Annotated in this window: 13 protein-coding genes and 1 pseudogene; 3 read left to right on the top strand and 11 right to left on the bottom strand. The window is 73.6% G+C overall.

Going from position 1 to position 16170, the window contains the following annotated elements; genetic code table 11:
• Positions 1 to 258: 258 nt before the first annotated feature.
• Together H293_RS52720 and H293_RS0115975 are read left to right on the top strand one after the other, a co-directional pair.
• Positions 259 to 1364: pseudogene (locus tag H293_RS52720) on the top strand (FAD-dependent oxidoreductase); the annotation flags it as partial.
• A 175-nt stretch (positions 1365 to 1539) separates the two neighbouring features.
• Positions 1540 to 2790: a M14 family zinc carboxypeptidase gene (locus tag H293_RS0115975; protein WP_020118864.1), complete on the top strand. Its 1251-nt coding sequence runs from the start codon at positions 1540 to 1542 to the stop codon at positions 2788 to 2790.
• A 27-nt stretch (positions 2791 to 2817) separates the two neighbouring features.
• On the opposite strand, the gene H293_RS0115970 is transcribed toward H293_RS0115975, so the two are convergent.
• From H293_RS0115970 to H293_RS0115960, 3 genes are all read right to left on the bottom strand, one after another.
• Complete coding sequence (locus H293_RS0115970; protein ID WP_020118863.1) at positions 2818 to 3249, bottom strand: SSI family serine proteinase inhibitor; 432 nt, start codon at positions 3247 to 3249, stop codon at positions 2818 to 2820.
• Positions 3246 to 4610, bottom strand: a complete 1365-nt coding sequence (locus H293_RS0115965) for a M14 family zinc carboxypeptidase (protein WP_020118862.1) — start codon at positions 4608 to 4610, stop codon at positions 3246 to 3248. Before H293_RS0115965 ends, H293_RS0115970 begins: the two co-directional genes overlap by 4 nt.
• Positions 4611 to 4748: 138 nt before the next feature.
• Positions 4749 to 5300, bottom strand: a complete 552-nt coding sequence (locus H293_RS0115960) for a DUF1707 and FHA domain-containing protein (protein ID WP_020118861.1) — start codon at positions 5298 to 5300, stop codon at positions 4749 to 4751.
• 173 nt (positions 5301 to 5473) lie between these two features.
• Here H293_RS0115960 and treZ point away from each other — a divergent pair, with 173 nt between their 5' ends.
• Positions 5474 to 7219, top strand: coding sequence for a malto-oligosyltrehalose trehalohydrolase (gene treZ, locus H293_RS0115955; RefSeq protein ID WP_020118860.1), 1746 nt, complete (start codon positions 5474 to 5476; stop codon positions 7217 to 7219).
• A 20-nt stretch (positions 7220 to 7239) separates the two neighbouring features.
• Here the strand turns inward: treZ and H293_RS0115950 are convergent, their stop codons facing one another.
• The 8 genes from H293_RS0115950 to H293_RS0115915 all read right to left on the bottom strand — a co-directional run bounded on the left by H293_RS0115950 (position 7240) and on the right by H293_RS0115915 (position 16022).
• Positions 7240 to 7746 carry a hypothetical protein gene (locus H293_RS0115950; RefSeq protein ID WP_020118859.1) on the bottom strand — a complete coding sequence of 169 codons (507 nt, stop codon included), beginning with the start codon at positions 7744 to 7746 and terminating at the stop codon, positions 7240 to 7242.
• 13 nt (positions 7747 to 7759) lie between these two features.
• Complete coding sequence (locus H293_RS0115945; RefSeq protein ID WP_020118858.1) at positions 7760 to 8704, bottom strand: aminoglycoside phosphotransferase family protein; 945 nt, start codon at positions 8702 to 8704, stop codon at positions 7760 to 7762.
• 46 nt (positions 8705 to 8750) lie between these two features.
• The gene (locus H293_RS0115940) at positions 8751 to 9875 is read right to left on the bottom strand and encodes an aminopeptidase P family protein (protein WP_020118857.1); all 1125 of its coding nucleotides are present in this window, start codon (positions 9873 to 9875) and stop codon (positions 8751 to 8753) included.
• Between the two features lie 113 nt (positions 9876 to 9988).
• Positions 9989 to 10612, bottom strand: coding sequence for a LysE family translocator (locus tag H293_RS0115935; protein WP_020118856.1), 624 nt, complete (start codon positions 10610 to 10612; stop codon positions 9989 to 9991).
• A gap of 164 nt (positions 10613 to 10776) precedes the next feature.
• Positions 10777 to 11367: a PDZ domain-containing protein gene (locus tag H293_RS0115930; RefSeq protein ID WP_028807888.1), complete on the bottom strand. Its 591-nt coding sequence runs from the start codon at positions 11365 to 11367 to the stop codon at positions 10777 to 10779.
• A gap of 576 nt (positions 11368 to 11943) precedes the next feature.
• Entirely contained in the window at positions 11944 to 14103 is a 2160-nt protein-coding gene (cyc2, locus tag H293_RS0115925) for a germacradienol/geosmin synthase Cyc2 (RefSeq protein WP_020118854.1), read from the bottom strand.
• Between the two features lie 132 nt (positions 14104 to 14235).
• Complete coding sequence (locus H293_RS49575; protein WP_051138119.1) at positions 14236 to 15021, bottom strand: ABC transporter ATP-binding protein; 786 nt, start codon at positions 15019 to 15021, stop codon at positions 14236 to 14238.
• 47 nt (positions 15022 to 15068) lie between these two features.
• Positions 15069 to 16022, bottom strand: coding sequence for an ABC transporter permease (locus H293_RS0115915; protein WP_020118852.1), 954 nt, complete (start codon positions 16020 to 16022; stop codon positions 15069 to 15071).
• Positions 16023 to 16170: the final 148 nt, after the last annotated feature.

Below are 16170 nucleotides of genomic sequence, written 5' to 3'. Positions count from 1 at the left end.
CGGATGGGCGAGGCCGGTGCGGACCGACCAGGCACGAATGAGCCAGGCCGGGGCGGCCGACTGCGGCCAGGTCTTCCGCAGCAGGTCCACGAAGGCCTCGGCCGCGCCGGTGAGCGGCACGCGCGCGAAGACGGTCATGGGGCTTCCACACCGGGTCACGCGAGAGGACCACGCAGTCCTCGCCGACCGCCGAGCGGACGATGTGCGAGGGCGCCGCGCACACGCCGACCCCGGGCGGCGCACATGCGCACCGCCGTCCAGATTGGCGACACCTGTCTGCACCGCGGCTGCATCCCGAGCAAGGCGATGCCGCACGCCGCCGAACTCGTCGACGGCATCGCCGAGGCACGCGAGCGCTGGGGCGTGAAGGCGACCCTGGACAGCGTCGACTGGCCGGCGCCGGTCGCCACCCGCGACGACATCGTCACGCGCGACGACCGGGGCGTGGAGGCGCACCTCGCGCATGCGGGCGTGCGGGTGGTGCGCGGCTCCGCGCGGCTGACGGGGCGGCGCACGGTGCAGGTGGAGGCCTCGGGACCGGAACGCCCCTCCGGCGCGTCCGGCCTCGTCGCGCGCCGTGGCATCGTCCTCGCGACCGGCTCACGCCCGCGCATGCTCCCGGGGCTCGTGCCGGACGGCCGGCGTGTGGTGACAAGTGACGACGCCTTGTTCGCGCCGGGTCTCCCCGCGTCCGTGCTGGTGCTCGGCGGGGGCGCGATCGGGGTGGAATACGCGTCGTTCCACCGGTCCACGGGGGCGGAGGTCACCGTCGTGGAGGCCGCCGACCGGCTCGTGCCGCTGGAGGACGGCGTACGCGCACGGGTGCGTACGGCCCGGGGAGATACGCGCACGGTCGAGGGTTTCGTCGTACCGCGGGACCGGGCGCGGCTGGAGACGGCGGTGCCCGGGATCCATGTCGTGGGTGATCTGCTGCCGCCGCCGTCGCTCGGGCTGGCGCACGCCTCGTTCGCGGAGGGCCTGCTGGTGGCCGAGACGCCGGCGGGGCTGCCGTCCGCGCCCGTGGACTACGCGACGGTGCCGCGGGTGACGTATTCGTCGCCGCAGACCCTTCCGTGGGGCTGAGCGAGGCCGAGGCACGCGCGCGTGGGCACGAGGTCGACGTGAACACCATGCCGTTGACCGCGGTGGCCAAGGGGATGGTGCACGGGCAGGGCGGGAGGGTGAAGGTCGTGGCGGAGGACGGTGGCGGCCGGGTTCTCGGGGTGCATCCGGTGGGCCCGCACGTGTCCGAGATGGTCGCCGAGAGCCAGCTGATCGTCGGCTGGGACGCCGAACCCGCCGATGTGGCCCGGCATGTGCACCCGCATCCGACGCTGGCCGGGCGCGGCCCGCACCAGCAGTGACACCGAGCCGCTACCGCGGGCGCGGGGGCACGGGCGACCCCGCTGGCACCTACGGCTTTACCGGCTGCCGGTAAATGCTTCTGGGCGCCCCCTGGCGGCTCCCCCATGGCGTGCTTGACAGCTCAACCAGACCGTGGGGTACTGCGGATTGCGAGGCCGGTCGGACATATCGGGGGTGAGTCTGCTGCCGGAGCTGCGCTACCCCACGGTGACCGAACTGGTCCGGTCCGCGCGGGCGTTGGCCGCACAGCGGCCCGGCGACTGCCGGCTGAGGCAGGTGGGTGCCTCGCGCGCGGGCAGACCCCTCCATGTGCTGTCGATCGGCCGGGCCCGGCGAGCCGTCCTGGTGGTCGCGGGCGCCCACGCCAACGAACCGGCCGGCGGCCCCGCGGCTCTGGCGGTGGCCCGGCGGGTGCTGGCCGAGCCGGAGTTGCGGGCGGACACGTCCTGGCACTTCCTGCTGTGCGCGGATCCCGACGGCGCGAGCCTGCATGTGACCCCGGCGCCGCGCAGCCTCCTCGACTACCACCTCGGCTTCTTCCGGCCGGCCGGGGCGGAGCAGCCGGAGTGGGCGCCCGCGATGCTGCCGCCGGACCGGCTGCCGCCCGAGACCCGTGCCCTGACCGGGGTGATCGACGCCCTGCGGCCCTACGTCCAGGTGACCCTGCACGGCACCGATCTGGGCGGCAGCTGGGTGCAGTTGACGAAGGACGTGCCGGGGATCGCCGAGCCGTTCGCCAAGTCCGCGGCGGAGCTGCACATTCCGGTGGAGACCGGTGCCTCGGACGCGGCGGGCTGGCCGGCGTCCGGACCGGGGGTGCATGTGATGCCGGCGCCGGGCGCCGGGGCTGCGTACCCGAGCATGCCGGACGACGCGCGGCTCAGCACCTGGTACCACGCGCACCGCTACGGCGGTCTGACCGCGGTGGTCGAGGTGCCGATGTGGGCGAGCGACCTGGTGGACGATCCGGCGCCGCACCCGGCGCCGGCGGCGGCGATGCGGCGGCTGGCGGGCCGGCTGCTGCGTCAGTCTCGGGCGGTGGACCAGGTACTGGCGGACGCGCTGCCGCGCCTCGACGGCGTCGGTGGCCCGCTGCTGCGGGCCGCCACCTGGGGCCTGGGGCTGGTGCCGGGGCTGGCCGCGGACTGGATCCACACACGGCCGGCCGACGACACGAAGGCGTACATCGGCAGTGTGGACGCGTTCTCCCGCCGGCTGCCGCTGCGGGCCGCGGCCATGCTGCTACGGGTCCTGCGGGAGACCGACGACCGCGCGGCTCCGCGCCTCGAACGGCTCGTAGAGGCGTGGAGCGATTCCTTCGCGGAACGGTTCGGGGCCCGCTGGGTGCCGTTGGAACACCAGATCGAGCACCAGGCCCGCACGATCGTGGCGGTGGCGCTGCGCGCGCGTGTGCGGGCGGACTGAGCCGGCCTCGCCCCACGCGCGTGGGCGTCAGTCGTCCAGTGCGAAGACCGCCCCGGTCCGCGCCCCCATCACACAGTCGTTCGAGAAGGTCTGCCGGTAGTCGACCGGTCGCCCGTTCCACTGTCCGCGGGCCTGGACGGTGACCGGCGCGTAGAGCATCGGGCAGTAGACGTCCGCGGCCGGAAGGGCGGCGATGTCACCGCCGACGGAGTCCAGCTGGGCGCAGGCCTCGGCGGCCCGGCTGTGGCCCTGGGGCGGGTCGCACAGCAGGAGGGTGCCGCGGGTGTCGCTGGAGCGGCCGTCGCCCGTGGTCACCAAGAGGTAGAGGTTGTCGCCGCCGGCCGAGGGCCCGGCCGTCGCGGGGGCCGCGGCGGCGAGCAGGAGGGCGGTCGCCGCTGTCAGGGCCAGGTGTGCCGCTCGCCGTACCGCTGTCGTTGTCGCTGTGATCGTGGACGTCATTCCCGATGCATCGGCACGGCGGGCTCGGATCCCCACCCCGGCTCACCCGAACGGGAGCACGCGGGCGCGTCCCGGACGGCGAGTTCGAAGGCGGCGAGCACGACCCGGGACTGGTACTCGATCTGGCGCGGCACCGGGATCCAGCGGGCACCGCAGCCGTCGCGGTAGTCGGCGCACCACAGGTCGATGAGCCGGTCCAGTTCCGGCAGCGCGCCGGCCTGGTCGGCGCCCGAGCGGATCACGAGCTGGTGCAGGAGCCCGGCCGTGCGCAGGGCGAGGCGCCGCCCGGCGATGCGCAGCGCGGCCAGGTGACCGCTGCTGAGCGGGGGCATCGGGCGGCCGCCGTCGGTGACGTCGGGGTCCCAGGCGTCGGCGAGTCCGGGGCAGACCAGTAAATAGTCCTCGACCGGGGCGAGCAGTCGCTCCGCGTCCGGGGCGGCCGAGACATGCGGGCGGATCCGCGCCAGGACGCCCTCCAGGAGCCGCGCGTCGCGGCGCAGCGTGTGGCTGACGGTACGCAGCACGGCGGCCGCGTCGGCGGGCGTGGTGCCGTCCTCGACTGCGGCCACGCCCCACATGGGCGACTCGACGACCGCGGTCACGGTGCCGTGCCGGTGCGGGTGGTACCAGGTCGACTCGACGGCGGCCTCGGTGATGGCGGCGGCCAGGTCGCCGCGGCGGGGCGGCGGGATCCGGTAGACGGCGGGGCCCAGGCACGGCCAGTACAGGGTGTCGTAGGGGCCGAGCTCGCGCGGGATGCGCAGCCGGGCCGCGGTGTGGGCGACGCGCCGGGCGAGGCCGGGCAGGTCGCGGGTGAGTTCGACGAAGCCGCCGCCGACGTCGACCCCGTGCAGGGAGCACTGGAGGAAGGGCCGCAGTTCGTCCTGGAGGGCGAGGAGGGTGCGGGTCTCCGGCAGGGCGGCGGCCTCCGCGCCGTCGGGGAGCCATTCCGGCTGTTCGCCGAAGCCGGGCCGGAAGAAGTTCCGGAAGTAGCGACCGAGGGAGTACGGGCCGCGCAGCCAGCCCTCGTTGCGGCGCAGGCCGTCGGGGTCGAGGCAGAGCAGCAGGTTCCAGGTGGCGTCGGCCCCGGCGGTGAGCCCTGGGTCGGCCAGGGCACGCTCGGCCAGTCTGAGGGCGGTGCCCCCGCCCACGGGCTCGTTGGCGTGCGGGCCGGCCACGACGAGGGCCTGACGGCTGCCGTGGCCGACGGAGAGCAGCCACAGGGGGTTTCCCGCGCGGGAGGTGCCGGCGCGGCGCAGCCGGGCGTCCGTGGGATGGCGGGCGACGAGCGCGGCGGCCCGTGCGCCGAGCTCGTCGGCGGTCGGGTATCTGAGGAGGGGCGGCAGGGCACACCTCCACAATGTGGTGCCGTCGGTTCACCTGGTGTGCACGGTGTACGCACAGTCAGTCACGACTTGAGGAGAACGTCAACACCGTGCGAAGGAAAGGGCGTTGGGCCGCGACCACCCGTAAAGCCCAGGCCAGAGGTGAGGTTGGGCTCAGTTGACCGCGAGCCGGAAGGCCATCCGGCCGAACCCGACCTGATCGCCCTCGCGGACGACGGCGGCACCGATGACCCGCCGGCCGTTGACCGTGGTGCCGTTGGTGGAGCCGAGATCGCGCAGGACCCACATACCGCCCTGACGGCTGAGTTCGGCGTGGACGCGGGAGACCGTCTCGTGGGTCAGCCGCAGCCCGTTCGCCGGGTCGCGGCCTATGCGCAGCGCGTGGCCGCCGCCCGGGTGCGGCAGCAGCAGCTTGGGCAGGCGCTCGGCCTGCCACGCCCTGCGCAGCCGCACGGTGAAGCCGGAGACGGCCTCGACGGTACCGAACACCAGTCGGGAGACGCGGCTCTCCTGGGACAGGTCCGCGGTGAGCACGGCGAGTTCGTCGGACCGGCGCGCGATCAGGGCCAGTTCCATGCGGCGCACGAACGTGTCGTGCGACAGGCGGCCCATGGCGACGCCGTCACGGAGCACCTTCAGCACCTTGTCGCGCTCCGCGTCGGACAGCCGCGCGGGGTACGTGTTGAACTCGAAGGACGACGTCACGTTGGTGATTGTCGGGCAGTGAACCCCGGGTGTCCAGAAAACGGGACAACGGCCGCTCCCCGCGCCCACCTGACGACACCTGCCGCAAAGGGAGGGATTCCCAGGCGGATTGATCTCGTTTGAAGCACCATGGACGGGCTACATCACGGTGAGCAGACGAAGGGGAACCGTCCGTGCAGTTCGAGGTGTGGGCACCGCAGGCCGGCCGTGTGACGCTCCATTGCGAGGGCGCCACGCGCGCGCTGGAGCGCGATCCGGAGCGCTCGGGATGGTGGTGGGGTGAGGCGGAGGCCGGGGACGGCACCCGGTACGGCTTCGCGCTGGACGACGGCCCCGTGCTGCCCGACCCCCGCTCGCGCCGTCAGCCGGACGGCCCGGACGGGCTCAGCGCCGTCGTCGAGCACGAGCGGTACACCTGGCGAACGCAGTGGGCGGGCCGTCCACTGCCGGGAGCGGCCCTCTACGAGCTGCACGTGGGCACCTACACTCCCGAGGGCACCCTGGACGCGGCCGCCGCCCGCCTCGACCACCTCGTCGAACTCGGCATCACCCACGTCGAGTTGATGCCGCTGTGCCCCTTCCCGGGGCGGCACGGATGGGGCTACGAGGGCGTCTCCCTGTGGGCCGTGCACGAGCCCTACGGCGGCCCCGAGGCCCTGAAGCGCTTCGTCGACCGGGCGCACGAACTGGGCCTCGGGGTGGTCCTGGACGTGGTCCACAACCACCTGGGCCCCTCGGGCAACTACCTGCCCGCCTTCGGACCGTACTTCACCGACACGCACCACACCCCCTGGGGTTCCGCGATCAACCTGGACGCCCCGGGCTCCGACGAGGTGCGCACGTATCTGCTGGGCAGCGCGCTGTCCTGGCTGCGGGACTACCGGATCGACGGGCTGCGCCTGGACGCCGTGCACGCGCTCGCCGACACGCGCGCGTGCCACTTCCTGGAGGAGCTGTCGACGGCTGTCGACGCGCTCGCCGCCGAACTGGGCCGGCCCCTGTTCCTCGTCGCCGAGTCCGACCTCAACGACCCGCGGCTCATCACACCCCGCGCCCAGGGCGGTCTCGGACTGCACGCGCAGTGGAACGACGACTTCCATCACGCCCTGCACACCGCGCTGACCGGCGAGTCCCAGGGCTACTACGCCGACTTCGCCCGCGCTCCCCTGGCCTCGCTCGCCAAGACCCTCACCGGCGGCTACTTCCACGACGGCACCTGGTCCAGCTTCCGCGGCCGCAGCCACGGGCGTCCGCTGGACCGCACGCGTGCCGCGGCGCACCGGCTGCTCGGCTACTCCCAGACCCACGACCAGGTCGGCAACCGCGCCCAGGGCGACCGGCTGGCGGCCTCCCTCTCCCCCGGCCTGGTGGCCTGTGCGGCGGCGCTCGTGCTGACCGCGCCCTTCACCCCCATGCTGTTCATGGGTGAGGAGTGGGCGGCGGGCACGCCCTGGCAGTTCTTCACCGACCACACCGACCCCGAGCTCGCCGAGGCCGTACGCCGGGGCAGGCGGCGGGAGTTCGCGGAGCACGGCTGGGCCGAGGAGGACGTACCCGACCCGCAGGACCCGGCGACCCGCGACCGCTCCTGCCTCGACTGGTCCGAGCTCGAACGCGAGCCCCACGCGCGGGTGCTGGCCTGGTACCGCCGGCTCCTCGCGCTGCGGCACGAGCAGCCGGACCTCACCGACCCCGACCTCGCCGACACCAAGGTCGCCTACGACGCGGACCAGCGCTGGCTCGCCTTCCGCCGCGGGGACGTCCGGGTGGCGGTGAACCTCGCGAAGTCGACGGCGGCCATTCCCCTGGGCCCCCGCGAGGCCCGTGTCCTGGCGGCCTGGGAGCCGGTGGAGGCGCCGGGCGCGGACGGGGTGCTGCAGGTGCCCGGGGAGTCGTGCGTGGTGCTGCTCCAGGCGTGACCTCACGGAACTCCTCCGGTTCACGGGGTGGCCGGCAGGGCGTTTCGCCCCTGCCGGCCGACTCGGGTCTGCAGGACGCGGCCGCGCACGACGATCAGCGCGAGTCGGACGACGACCTCGCCGAAGGCCATGAGGACCAGGGCGGCGACCCACGCCTGCTCGCCGGTGATGTCGTGGTCGACGGAGCAACGGGCCACGTGCTCGGCGCCGGAGGGGCGTGAGGACCAGACGGCGAAACCGAGGCGGAAGCCCATGCTGATCACCCACAGCGCCGCCGCGCCCAGGGTGGCCCTGACCCGTATGTGCCCGTCCGCGTACCGGACCCGGGTGATCAGGCCACCGGCCAGACCGAGGGCGACGCCGGTCCCGGCGAACGCGCCGATCAGCACGAGGTCGTTGCCCGCGGTGGGGATGTCGTGCAGGTAGGCGGTCGCCGCCCAGCCGATCAGCGCCAGTGGCAGCAGGATCGTGCGGAGCGTGAGCCTCTCCTCCCGCAGCTGCCGGAAGACCACGAGGACAAGCGCCACGTCGAGGAGCCGCCTACGACTCCGCGTCGTCCGTCTCCTCGTCCCGCAGCTCGGTGACGCGTTCCAGCAGGATCGCCTCCCAGGCCCGCCGCAGCCGGGTGCGCAGGAGGGGCAGGGGCTCGGCGGCCCGCCTGTCGAGGCCCGCGGCGAGGCGGATCACGGTGTCGCAGCGGGCCAGCCACAGTCCGCGCAGGCAGGGGCGGGCGCCGTACCCGGCGAGGGTGGCGGCGCGGACGGCGGCGGGCGAGCCGACGGCCAGCGCGAGGCTAGCGATGTCCTCGGCGGGGTCGCCGACGACCGTGCCGGTCCAGTCGAGGACACCGCGCACCCGGCCGTCGGCGCTGATCACGAGATGGTCGCCGGTCAGGGCGTGGTGCACCAGGACCGCGCTGCCGGGCTGCGCGGCGAGCTGGACCGCGGCCGGGGAGGTGAGCTGGTGGAGCCGGGCCGGGTCGAACTCGTCGGCCGCGTGGAGGAGTTCGGCGGCCCGGGCGGCCTCCCGGCGCAGCGCCTCCAGGGAGCGCGGGGCGACGCGTGGGACGCCGAGCGCCTCGGCCTGCCGTACCGGCACCTCGCGCAGCCCGGTGAGCAGGCCGGCCAGGTCGGCCTCGCCGACGGCGGACACGTCGTGCTCCTCGGCCGAGCCGCCGGGCACCTTGGTGTCGAGCGTGTAGGCCAGCCCTGGCGACCACTCGCCCTGTGCCACGCTCGTCGGCACCGCGACCGGCACGTGCGGGCGGACCAGGTCGCGCAGCCGCAGTTCACGGCGTCCGCGGAGGGATGCCTCCCGGTCGGCGGCGAGGCGCAGGACGTGGCGGGCGCCGATCCACCAGGTGAAGTGCCCGCCCTCGGCGACGGGCCGGACCTCGGGCCCGCCGGCGTCGGGCGTGCCGGCCTTGAGCAGGGAACGGACCAGTAGGCGGACCGTGTCCGCGGTGGGTGTCGGTGCCTGGGTCATGTCGCGCCGTAGTCGCTCGAGGGGTGGAGGGCTCCTGGGGGCTCGGTCAGTCCACTATGACCATCTCGCGGGTGGTGTCGTTGAGCCTGCGGCCGCCGTCCTCGGTGACCGTGACGATGTCCTCGATGCGTACCCCGAAACGGCCCGGCAGATAGACGCCGGGCTCCACGGAGAAGCACATGCCCGGCACGTGGGGCTGCTCCTCGCCCTCGATCATGTACGGCGGTTCGTGCGTGGTGACGCCGATGCCGTGCCCGGTGCGGTGGATGAAGTGCTCGCCGTACCCGGCGTCGGCGATGACCGCGCGGGCGGCCCGGTCGACCTCCTGGCAGGGCACGCCGGGCCGTACCGCCCGGAAGCCCGCCTCCTGCGCCGCGCGCACGAGGTCGTGCACCCGGCGTTCCTCCTCGGTGGGTTCGCCGACGTGGACCGTGCGGGAGGTGTCGGAGCCGTAGCCGTCCTTGAGGCCGCCGAAGTCGAGGACGACCATGTCGCCGCGCTCGATGACCCGGTCCCCCACCTCGTGGTGCGGGTTGGCGCCGTTCGGTCCCGAGGCCACGATGGTGAAGTCGACCTGGGCGTGGCCGAAGCGACGCAGCAGGCCGGCGAGGTCGGCGGCCACCTCCGACTCCCTGCGGCCGCCGAAGGGAACCTTCCGGATCTCCTCGAATGTCGCGTCGGCGGCGGCCCCCGCGGCCGCCAGCAGCTCCAGTTCCGCCGTGTCCTTGACGGCGCGGAGCATCGGCAGGGCCTCGGTGAGGGAGGCGTACGAGGTGCCGGGCAGGGCCTTCTGGAGGCCCAGCAGGTGCATGGCCCAGGCGTTGTCACTGATGCCGAACCGGCCGTCGGTGCCCAGCAGGGCGGCGGTGGCGGCGTAGGGGTCCTTGCCGTCGGTCCAGTCCCGCAGGGTCAGGGCGCTCGCGCCGGCGGCCTTGGCGGCGTCCGGGGCCTCCAGGGTGGGCACGACGAGGACGGGGTCCTGTCCGGGGGCTAGGACCAGCAGGGTGAGCCGTTCGGTGACGGCGGTGGGCGCGTAGCCGGTGAGCCACACCAGGTCCGGGCCGGGGGCCACGAGGAGTCCGGCCAGTCCGGCCTCTGCGGCCGACCGTGCCGCGCGCTCCATGCGGGCCCTGTAGTCGTCGGCGGCGAAGGGCGCTGCGGTGCCGGTCATCCGGGCCTCCCTGGGCGGTGATGGTCTTGGGCAGCATCCTGCCCGGACGGCGAGGGGCGCGCGAGCCGGTCGACACGTCTTTCGGACGGACCGGACGGGGCGCCGGGCATGTGTCAGCTCTCCAGGGCCATGCGGACGCCGAGAAGGAGGAGGACGCCCCCGGAGACCTGCTCCAGGCGTCGGCGCACGCCCGCGCGGGACAGCACGGCCCGCAACCGGCCCACGAACCACACGTAGAGGCCGTAGTAGCCGATCTCGTAGACCGCCCAGAGCGCGGCGAGCCCGACCATGGTGGGCAGGTGCGGGGCGCCCTCGGGCACGAACTGCGGCAGGAAGGACAGGGCGAAGACGGCCGCCTTGGGGTTGGCGAGGTTGAGCAGCAGTCCCGCGCGGTAGGCGGCCCAGCCGGTCCTGCCGGTGCTCTCCCAGCCGCTGTCGTCGGCGGCGCCCTCGGCACGGCGCGCCTGCCGCAGCGCCTGGACGCCGAAGCCGACGAGCACGACCGCGCCGCCGATCCGCATCACGTCGTAGGCGATCTCGGAGGCCGTCAGCAGGGCGGTCAGGCCGAGTGCGGCGACGACGCCCCAGACGAACACGCCGGTCTCGTTGCCGAGCACGGTCAGGAAGCCGGAGCGTCTGCTGTGCAGCGACTGCTTGATGATCAGCACGGTGCTCGGCCCGGGGGACGCGGCGATGAGGGTGCAGGCCCCCAGGAAGGCGATGAGCGTGGTCGGCATGCGCTCATCGTGGTGCCGCCGACCGGATTCGGACCAGTGGTTTTCCGCCCCGGCCGGCGAGAGCATCTTGATCGGACCTGAATTCCCATGCTGCGCTGGACGACGAGGGACGGCTCACCACGCACTTCCGGGTGGTCACGTGGGCACGGGCCCGGGCCCACCACTCAGGTGACGACTCCCGGTACGGCCGTCAGCTGCTGGTAGCCGCCGCTGCGGTGCCGGACCGTCAGCACGACCTCGCGGCCGGCCCGGGCCCTGGCGACGGCGCGCGCGAGGTCACCGGCCGTGTCGATGCGGGTCCGGCCGAAGGCGAGGAGTACGTCGCCGCGGACCAGGCCCGCCGTGTAGCCCGGGCCGGGGACGTGGACGCCGACCACCAGCGCGCCCGCCTTCTCGGCGTCCACGGCCTCCAGGCCGAGGGTCGCGACGACAGGCGCGGGCGAGGGGGCGGTCGGCGGCGCCGCGGACGACGAGGCGGTGCCCGGGTGCGCCGAGGCTGACGGGCCGCCCAGGTGAGGCAGTGCCTGCCGTCGGAGTTCGGCCAGTCTGCTCATGCCGACCACGGTGGCACCTACCGTCCCGAGACCCACCCCCGACAGCACCAGGACGACCGCGACGAACAGGCCGAACAGCAGGGTCGTGAGCCGGCGTCCGCGCCGGCGCGCGGCGTGCGGACGCCGGGCGGGTCCGGGCCTTCTGCCCCCGCCCGGCTCCTGACCGGGCATCGGCTTGGGACGCAACGCAGTCTGTTCCATGGATCGCCTCCGGCTGGATCACCACCGGCTGGTGTCTACCCGGCACAGCGGCGCGCGACGAGCCACGAACGAGTGAGACTGACGGAGGGTCAGGAGCGGCAGGGGGGGCCTGCCGGGTGGAGACCGGCACGGCGACTCCGTGCCCCGCAACACTCCGGTGGCCGGCGAGGAGGGACAGGTCTGGATCGCCGAACTCCCGGGACCCCGCTTCTTCCCGGCCGCGCCGTATCAGCCCGAACTCTCCGGCGACGGCTTGCGCCCTCACCTGGTCGTCCGGGCGCCGGCGCAGGCCCGCGGCCGTGGAGCACGCCGGGAGCGGGGCGCGTCAGGGCGTGTGACGCACCGCGCGACGGAGAGCATCAGCCGGTGTGGTCCTCTCCGCGACCGCCGCGCGGGCGGCCACGAGCCCGCGAACGGGCCGACCACGGCGGGCCGCCGCCGCGGGCCGACGCGGACGACGGGCCGCCCTGCGCGGACCGCGGCGCGGCCGTGTGGAACCGACCGTCCCCGTCGCACCGCGGCGAGGCCGCGCAGAGCGCGACCGCCTCGCCGGGCGGCCGTTCCGTGGGCGCCGGGTCAGCCCGCCATGGGGAGCGCGGGCGGGCGGTCCGGGAGGAAGCCGTGGGTGCGGCGGGCCAGGTGCTCGGCCTTGTAGCGGTCGACCGTGCGGTGCCAGTGCAGGATGCCGGCCATCCAGTGCTGGAGGTCGGTCACATAGCCCCGCATGACCTCGCGCGCCTCTTCCGAGAGCTCGAAGTCGTCGTAGACGACGGGCAGTTCGTGGGCGGCGACATGCTCGAACTGCTGCATGCGCTGAGTCATCAGGTCGTGGACGACACGCAGCGCGGTCGGGTAGTCGATGCCGAAGAAGTTCTGCACGACGAGGATCGAGTTGTGGACCTCGCCCTCGTACTCGATCTCCTTCTGGTAGGAGAAGACGTCGTTGAGCAGGCACGCGTAGTCGACGGCGGCGTTCTCCAGGGAGCGCACGGGTCCGCTGCGGTAGACCTCCGGCGGTACGGCGGGGCCGTGGCCCATCCGGCACATGCTCATGGTGAGGTCGGAGCCGAAGGTGGCGCGCCGCATCTCCAGGTAGTCGACCGGGTCGGGGACGCGGTGCTGGATCTGGTTGGCGAGCTCCCAGAGCCAGCTCTCGGTCATCACGTTCACCGAGTCCTTGAGAATGCGCCGCTGGTCGGGGGTCATCTCGGCCGTGGTGCGGGCCCACAGGTCGATCAGGCCGCGCTCCATGGCGTTGGCGGGGACGAGGGTCTGCTCGCCGTCCAGGGGCATGCAGTCCGAAAGGCGCTGCGTGGTGAGCCGGGCGGCGGCGAGATCGCGGCGGCCGCCGTAGACGAGGGGGTAGTAGTCGTCGCCGTAGGTCCCCCAGGCCAGCCAGTGCGAGCTCAGGTCCAGGGCCTCGGGGCTCGCGTCCGGGTCGATGCCCGCCGAGCACAGGGGGAGGTCGGCCGCGGCGAGCTTGTCCTCGTCCCAGACGCCCTCCTGGAGCATGCCCATGCGGTGCGCCCACTCGGCGAGGCGGGGGCGGGCGCCGGGCAGATGCGGGCTGTGCTCGACCTGGAACGGCATGTAGAAGTCGGGCAGCAGGGACGGGCCGACCTTCTGGAACGGCACATGCGCGTGGGCGCGCAGCCGCTCGGCGCCGGCCGCGGCGAGCAGGGCGCCGACGTCGGCGGCCGAGGTGCCGCGGCCGGTCAGGGCCTGCCAGGGGGAGGTGGTGTCGGCCCGGGCGTTCATGTAGCGGCTGGAGCGCATGTGCCATTCGTGGCCGCCGGACTGCCAGTCCTGGAGGCCCTGCGTGTACCGGGCGACGGCGGTCACCTCGGCCGGCGAGAGACCGTTCTCCAGGGCGACCGCGGGGACCTCGGTGAGGGCGGTGTGCTCGAACTGGTGCAGGCGGGAGGTGAGGACGTCGTTGACGGTGTCGGCGGCCTCCTGCGTGGTGCAGCCGAAGAAGGTCTCCAGGACCAGGACGCCATTGCTGAGTTCGCCCTCGTCCTCGACCTCGCGCTGGTAGGAGAACAGGTCGTTGCGCAGGTGGACGGCGTCGGAGAAGGTCTCCATCAGGACGCGCAGGGGGCGTGATCCGGCGACCGCCGCCGGCACTTCGGCCGTCGCGTACTCCACCAGACCGGCCGACCAGGGGGCACCGCCGACCTTGCGGCGCATCTCGATGTACTCGACGGGGTTGGCGATCCGCCCCTCGTTGATGTTCGACAGCTCCCACAGGGACTCGTTGAGCAGATGCTCGGTGGCGACGGCGAAGCGGCGGCGCCAGTCGGCGGACATCGACGGCACGGTCCGCTTCCACAGGTCGGCGAGGCCGGCCTCGACCGGGTTCTCCGGCTCCGGCATCGGGGTCGACAGGTCCATCGGCATGAACAGGGGCAACCGGTCGAGATAGGCCTTGCCCCCGGCGCGGTCCTGCGTGCGCTTGAAGGTCTCCAGGAAGTGGTCGTCGAAGAAGAACACCCACACGTACCAGTCGGTGATGAGCGAGAGGGCGGGGCCGTCGCAGTCGGGGTGTGTGTAGGCGCAGAGCAGGCCGTAGTCGTGCGCGTCGAGGTCGGACTGCTCCCAGATCCCGGACCCCTCCAGCATGCCCATCTCGCGCGCCCACACGGTCGAGTGGGCGCGGGCCTCGTCGACGTGCGGGTTGAGCCGCGCGGGATACGGCATGTAGAAGTGCGGGAGTTCGAAGGGCTGCTGCGTCATGAGCCGGGCCCTACCCAGGGCCCGGCGCAGGCATCCGTCACGGCACACATGATCACACCATCGCGTGAAATCCGGGCTGAACTCGGGAGTCCACGGGGGGACTTGTGGCGTCCGGGTGCTGGGGGCAGGAGTTCAGGCTCCCTGGACGCCTCTGCCGTTGTCCTGGACGCTCTGGTTGCGGACCGCCCGCCCCACCTCCGCCCGCAGCGCGACGAACTCCGGCAGTCCCCGGGTGGCGATCTGGTTCCGTCGCGCGGGGAGCCGGACCGGAAGGTCCAGGACGATCGTGGAGCCGGGGCCCGGGGAGAGGACGACGACGCGGTCGCCGACGTAGACGCTCTCGTCGATGTCGTGGGTGACGAACACGATGGTCGTGCCGTCGGTGCGGTGGACCTCCAGGAGCAGGTCCTCCAGGTCCTCACGGGTCTGGGCGTCGAGGGAGCCGAAGGGCTCGTCCATCAGGAGGAGGGTGGGGCGGCAGACCAGGGCGCGGGCGATGGCGACGCGCTGCTGCATACCCCCGGAAAGCTGCCAGGGGTGGCGGCGGGCGGCGCCGTTCAGTCCGACGCGGTCGAGGATGCGCTCGGCTTCGGCACGCCGTTCGGTCCGGGCGAGGCCGCGGCGGCGCAGCGGCAGGGCGACGTTGTCGCGGACCGTGAGCCAGGGGAAGAGGGAGCGGCCGTAGTCCTGGAAGACGACGGCCAGGCTGTCGGGAACGCCGTTGACCGGGGCACCGTCGACGGTGATCGTGCCCTCGCGGGCGGGGAGCAGACCGGCGACGGTCCGCAGCAGGGTGGACTTGCCGCAGCCGGACGGTCCTACGACGCAGAGGAGTTGGCCCGCGGGGACGGTGAGGGTGATGTCGTGCAGGACCTGGTGGTCGCCGTAGTGCTGGCCGACCGCGGAGAGTTGGAGCATGCGGTCGGTCCCCTGTTCCTGGGTGCGGGTCGCGTGGCTCGTGTGGCTCATGTGGCCCTCTCCTTGCCGATCAGCCGTTTCTCGACGGCCAGCAGGCCGGTGTTGAGCAGATAGCCGAGGGTGCCGAGCAGGACCAGGGCCGCCCATACGGTGAGCAGGTCCGAGCGGGTCTGGGCCTCGGTGAGCGTGAAACCGATGCCGTTCGCGGTGCCCGGCAGCAGTTCCGAGAACACCATGAGGATGAGGGAGAGCGAAAGGCTCAGGCGCAGCCCGGCGAAGATGCGGGGCAGGGCGGAGGGCAGGACGAGGAACCAGAGGCGTTCGGCGGTGTTCAGGCGCAGGACGGCGGCGACGTCGAGGCGCAGCGGGTCGGTGTTGCGGACGCCGGCGGCGGTGTTGATCAGCACCGGCCATACGGCGCTGAAGGTGATCGAGGCGATCTGCATCGGGGTGCCGAAGGCGAACACCACGACGAAGACGGGGACCAGGGCGGGAGGCGGCACGGCCCGGGCGAACTGGAGGACGGGGTTGGCCAGCGCGTACGCCCGCCGTGACCGGCCCACGGCGACACCCAGCACGATCCCGGCGACGGCCGCCAGCGCGAACCCGGCCGTCATCCGGCCGAGGCTGGGCAGGATGTCGTCCACGGCGGCCGGGCTGAGGAAGAGGTGCCGGACGGGCCCGTCGAACCACAGCTCGTGGACATGGCGCGCGATGCGGTCCGGGGGTGGGAAGTAGACGCTGCGGCGGGCCCGGGTGGCCACCTCCCACACCCCGACGGCGAGGACGAGGACCAGCCAGCGCAGGAGGACGGGGTGGGCGGTGACGGCCTGGAAGCGGGGTGCCTTCGGCGGCAGCGGGGGTGGGGGGAGGTGGAGGTCGGGTGACTGGCGCGTCGACGGCAGGGCCGGGGGCGGCGGTTCGGGTGACTCCTGCGACGGCCGGGAGGGAGCACGCGGGTCAGTCGGCTCCCCCGCCGACTGACCCGCCGACTGCCACAACGGCACATCCGGACCGGACGACTCCCCCGGCGACGAGGAAGCAGGACGAGGGCCGGAGGGCTCCCCCTCCGACAGCGGCAACGACCCACCCGAACGGGACGACTCGCGCGACGACAAGGACAGAGAACACGGGCCAGGCGGCTCCTCC

The sequence above is a fragment of the Streptomyces canus 299MFChir4.1 genome (assembly GCF_000383615.1).
GTDB classification, from domain to species: Bacteria; Actinomycetota; Actinomycetes; order Streptomycetales; family Streptomycetaceae; genus Streptomyces; species Streptomyces canus_C.
The sequence above is the reverse complement of the archived record's forward strand: the minus strand, read 5'-3'. Positions and strand labels throughout refer to the sequence as shown.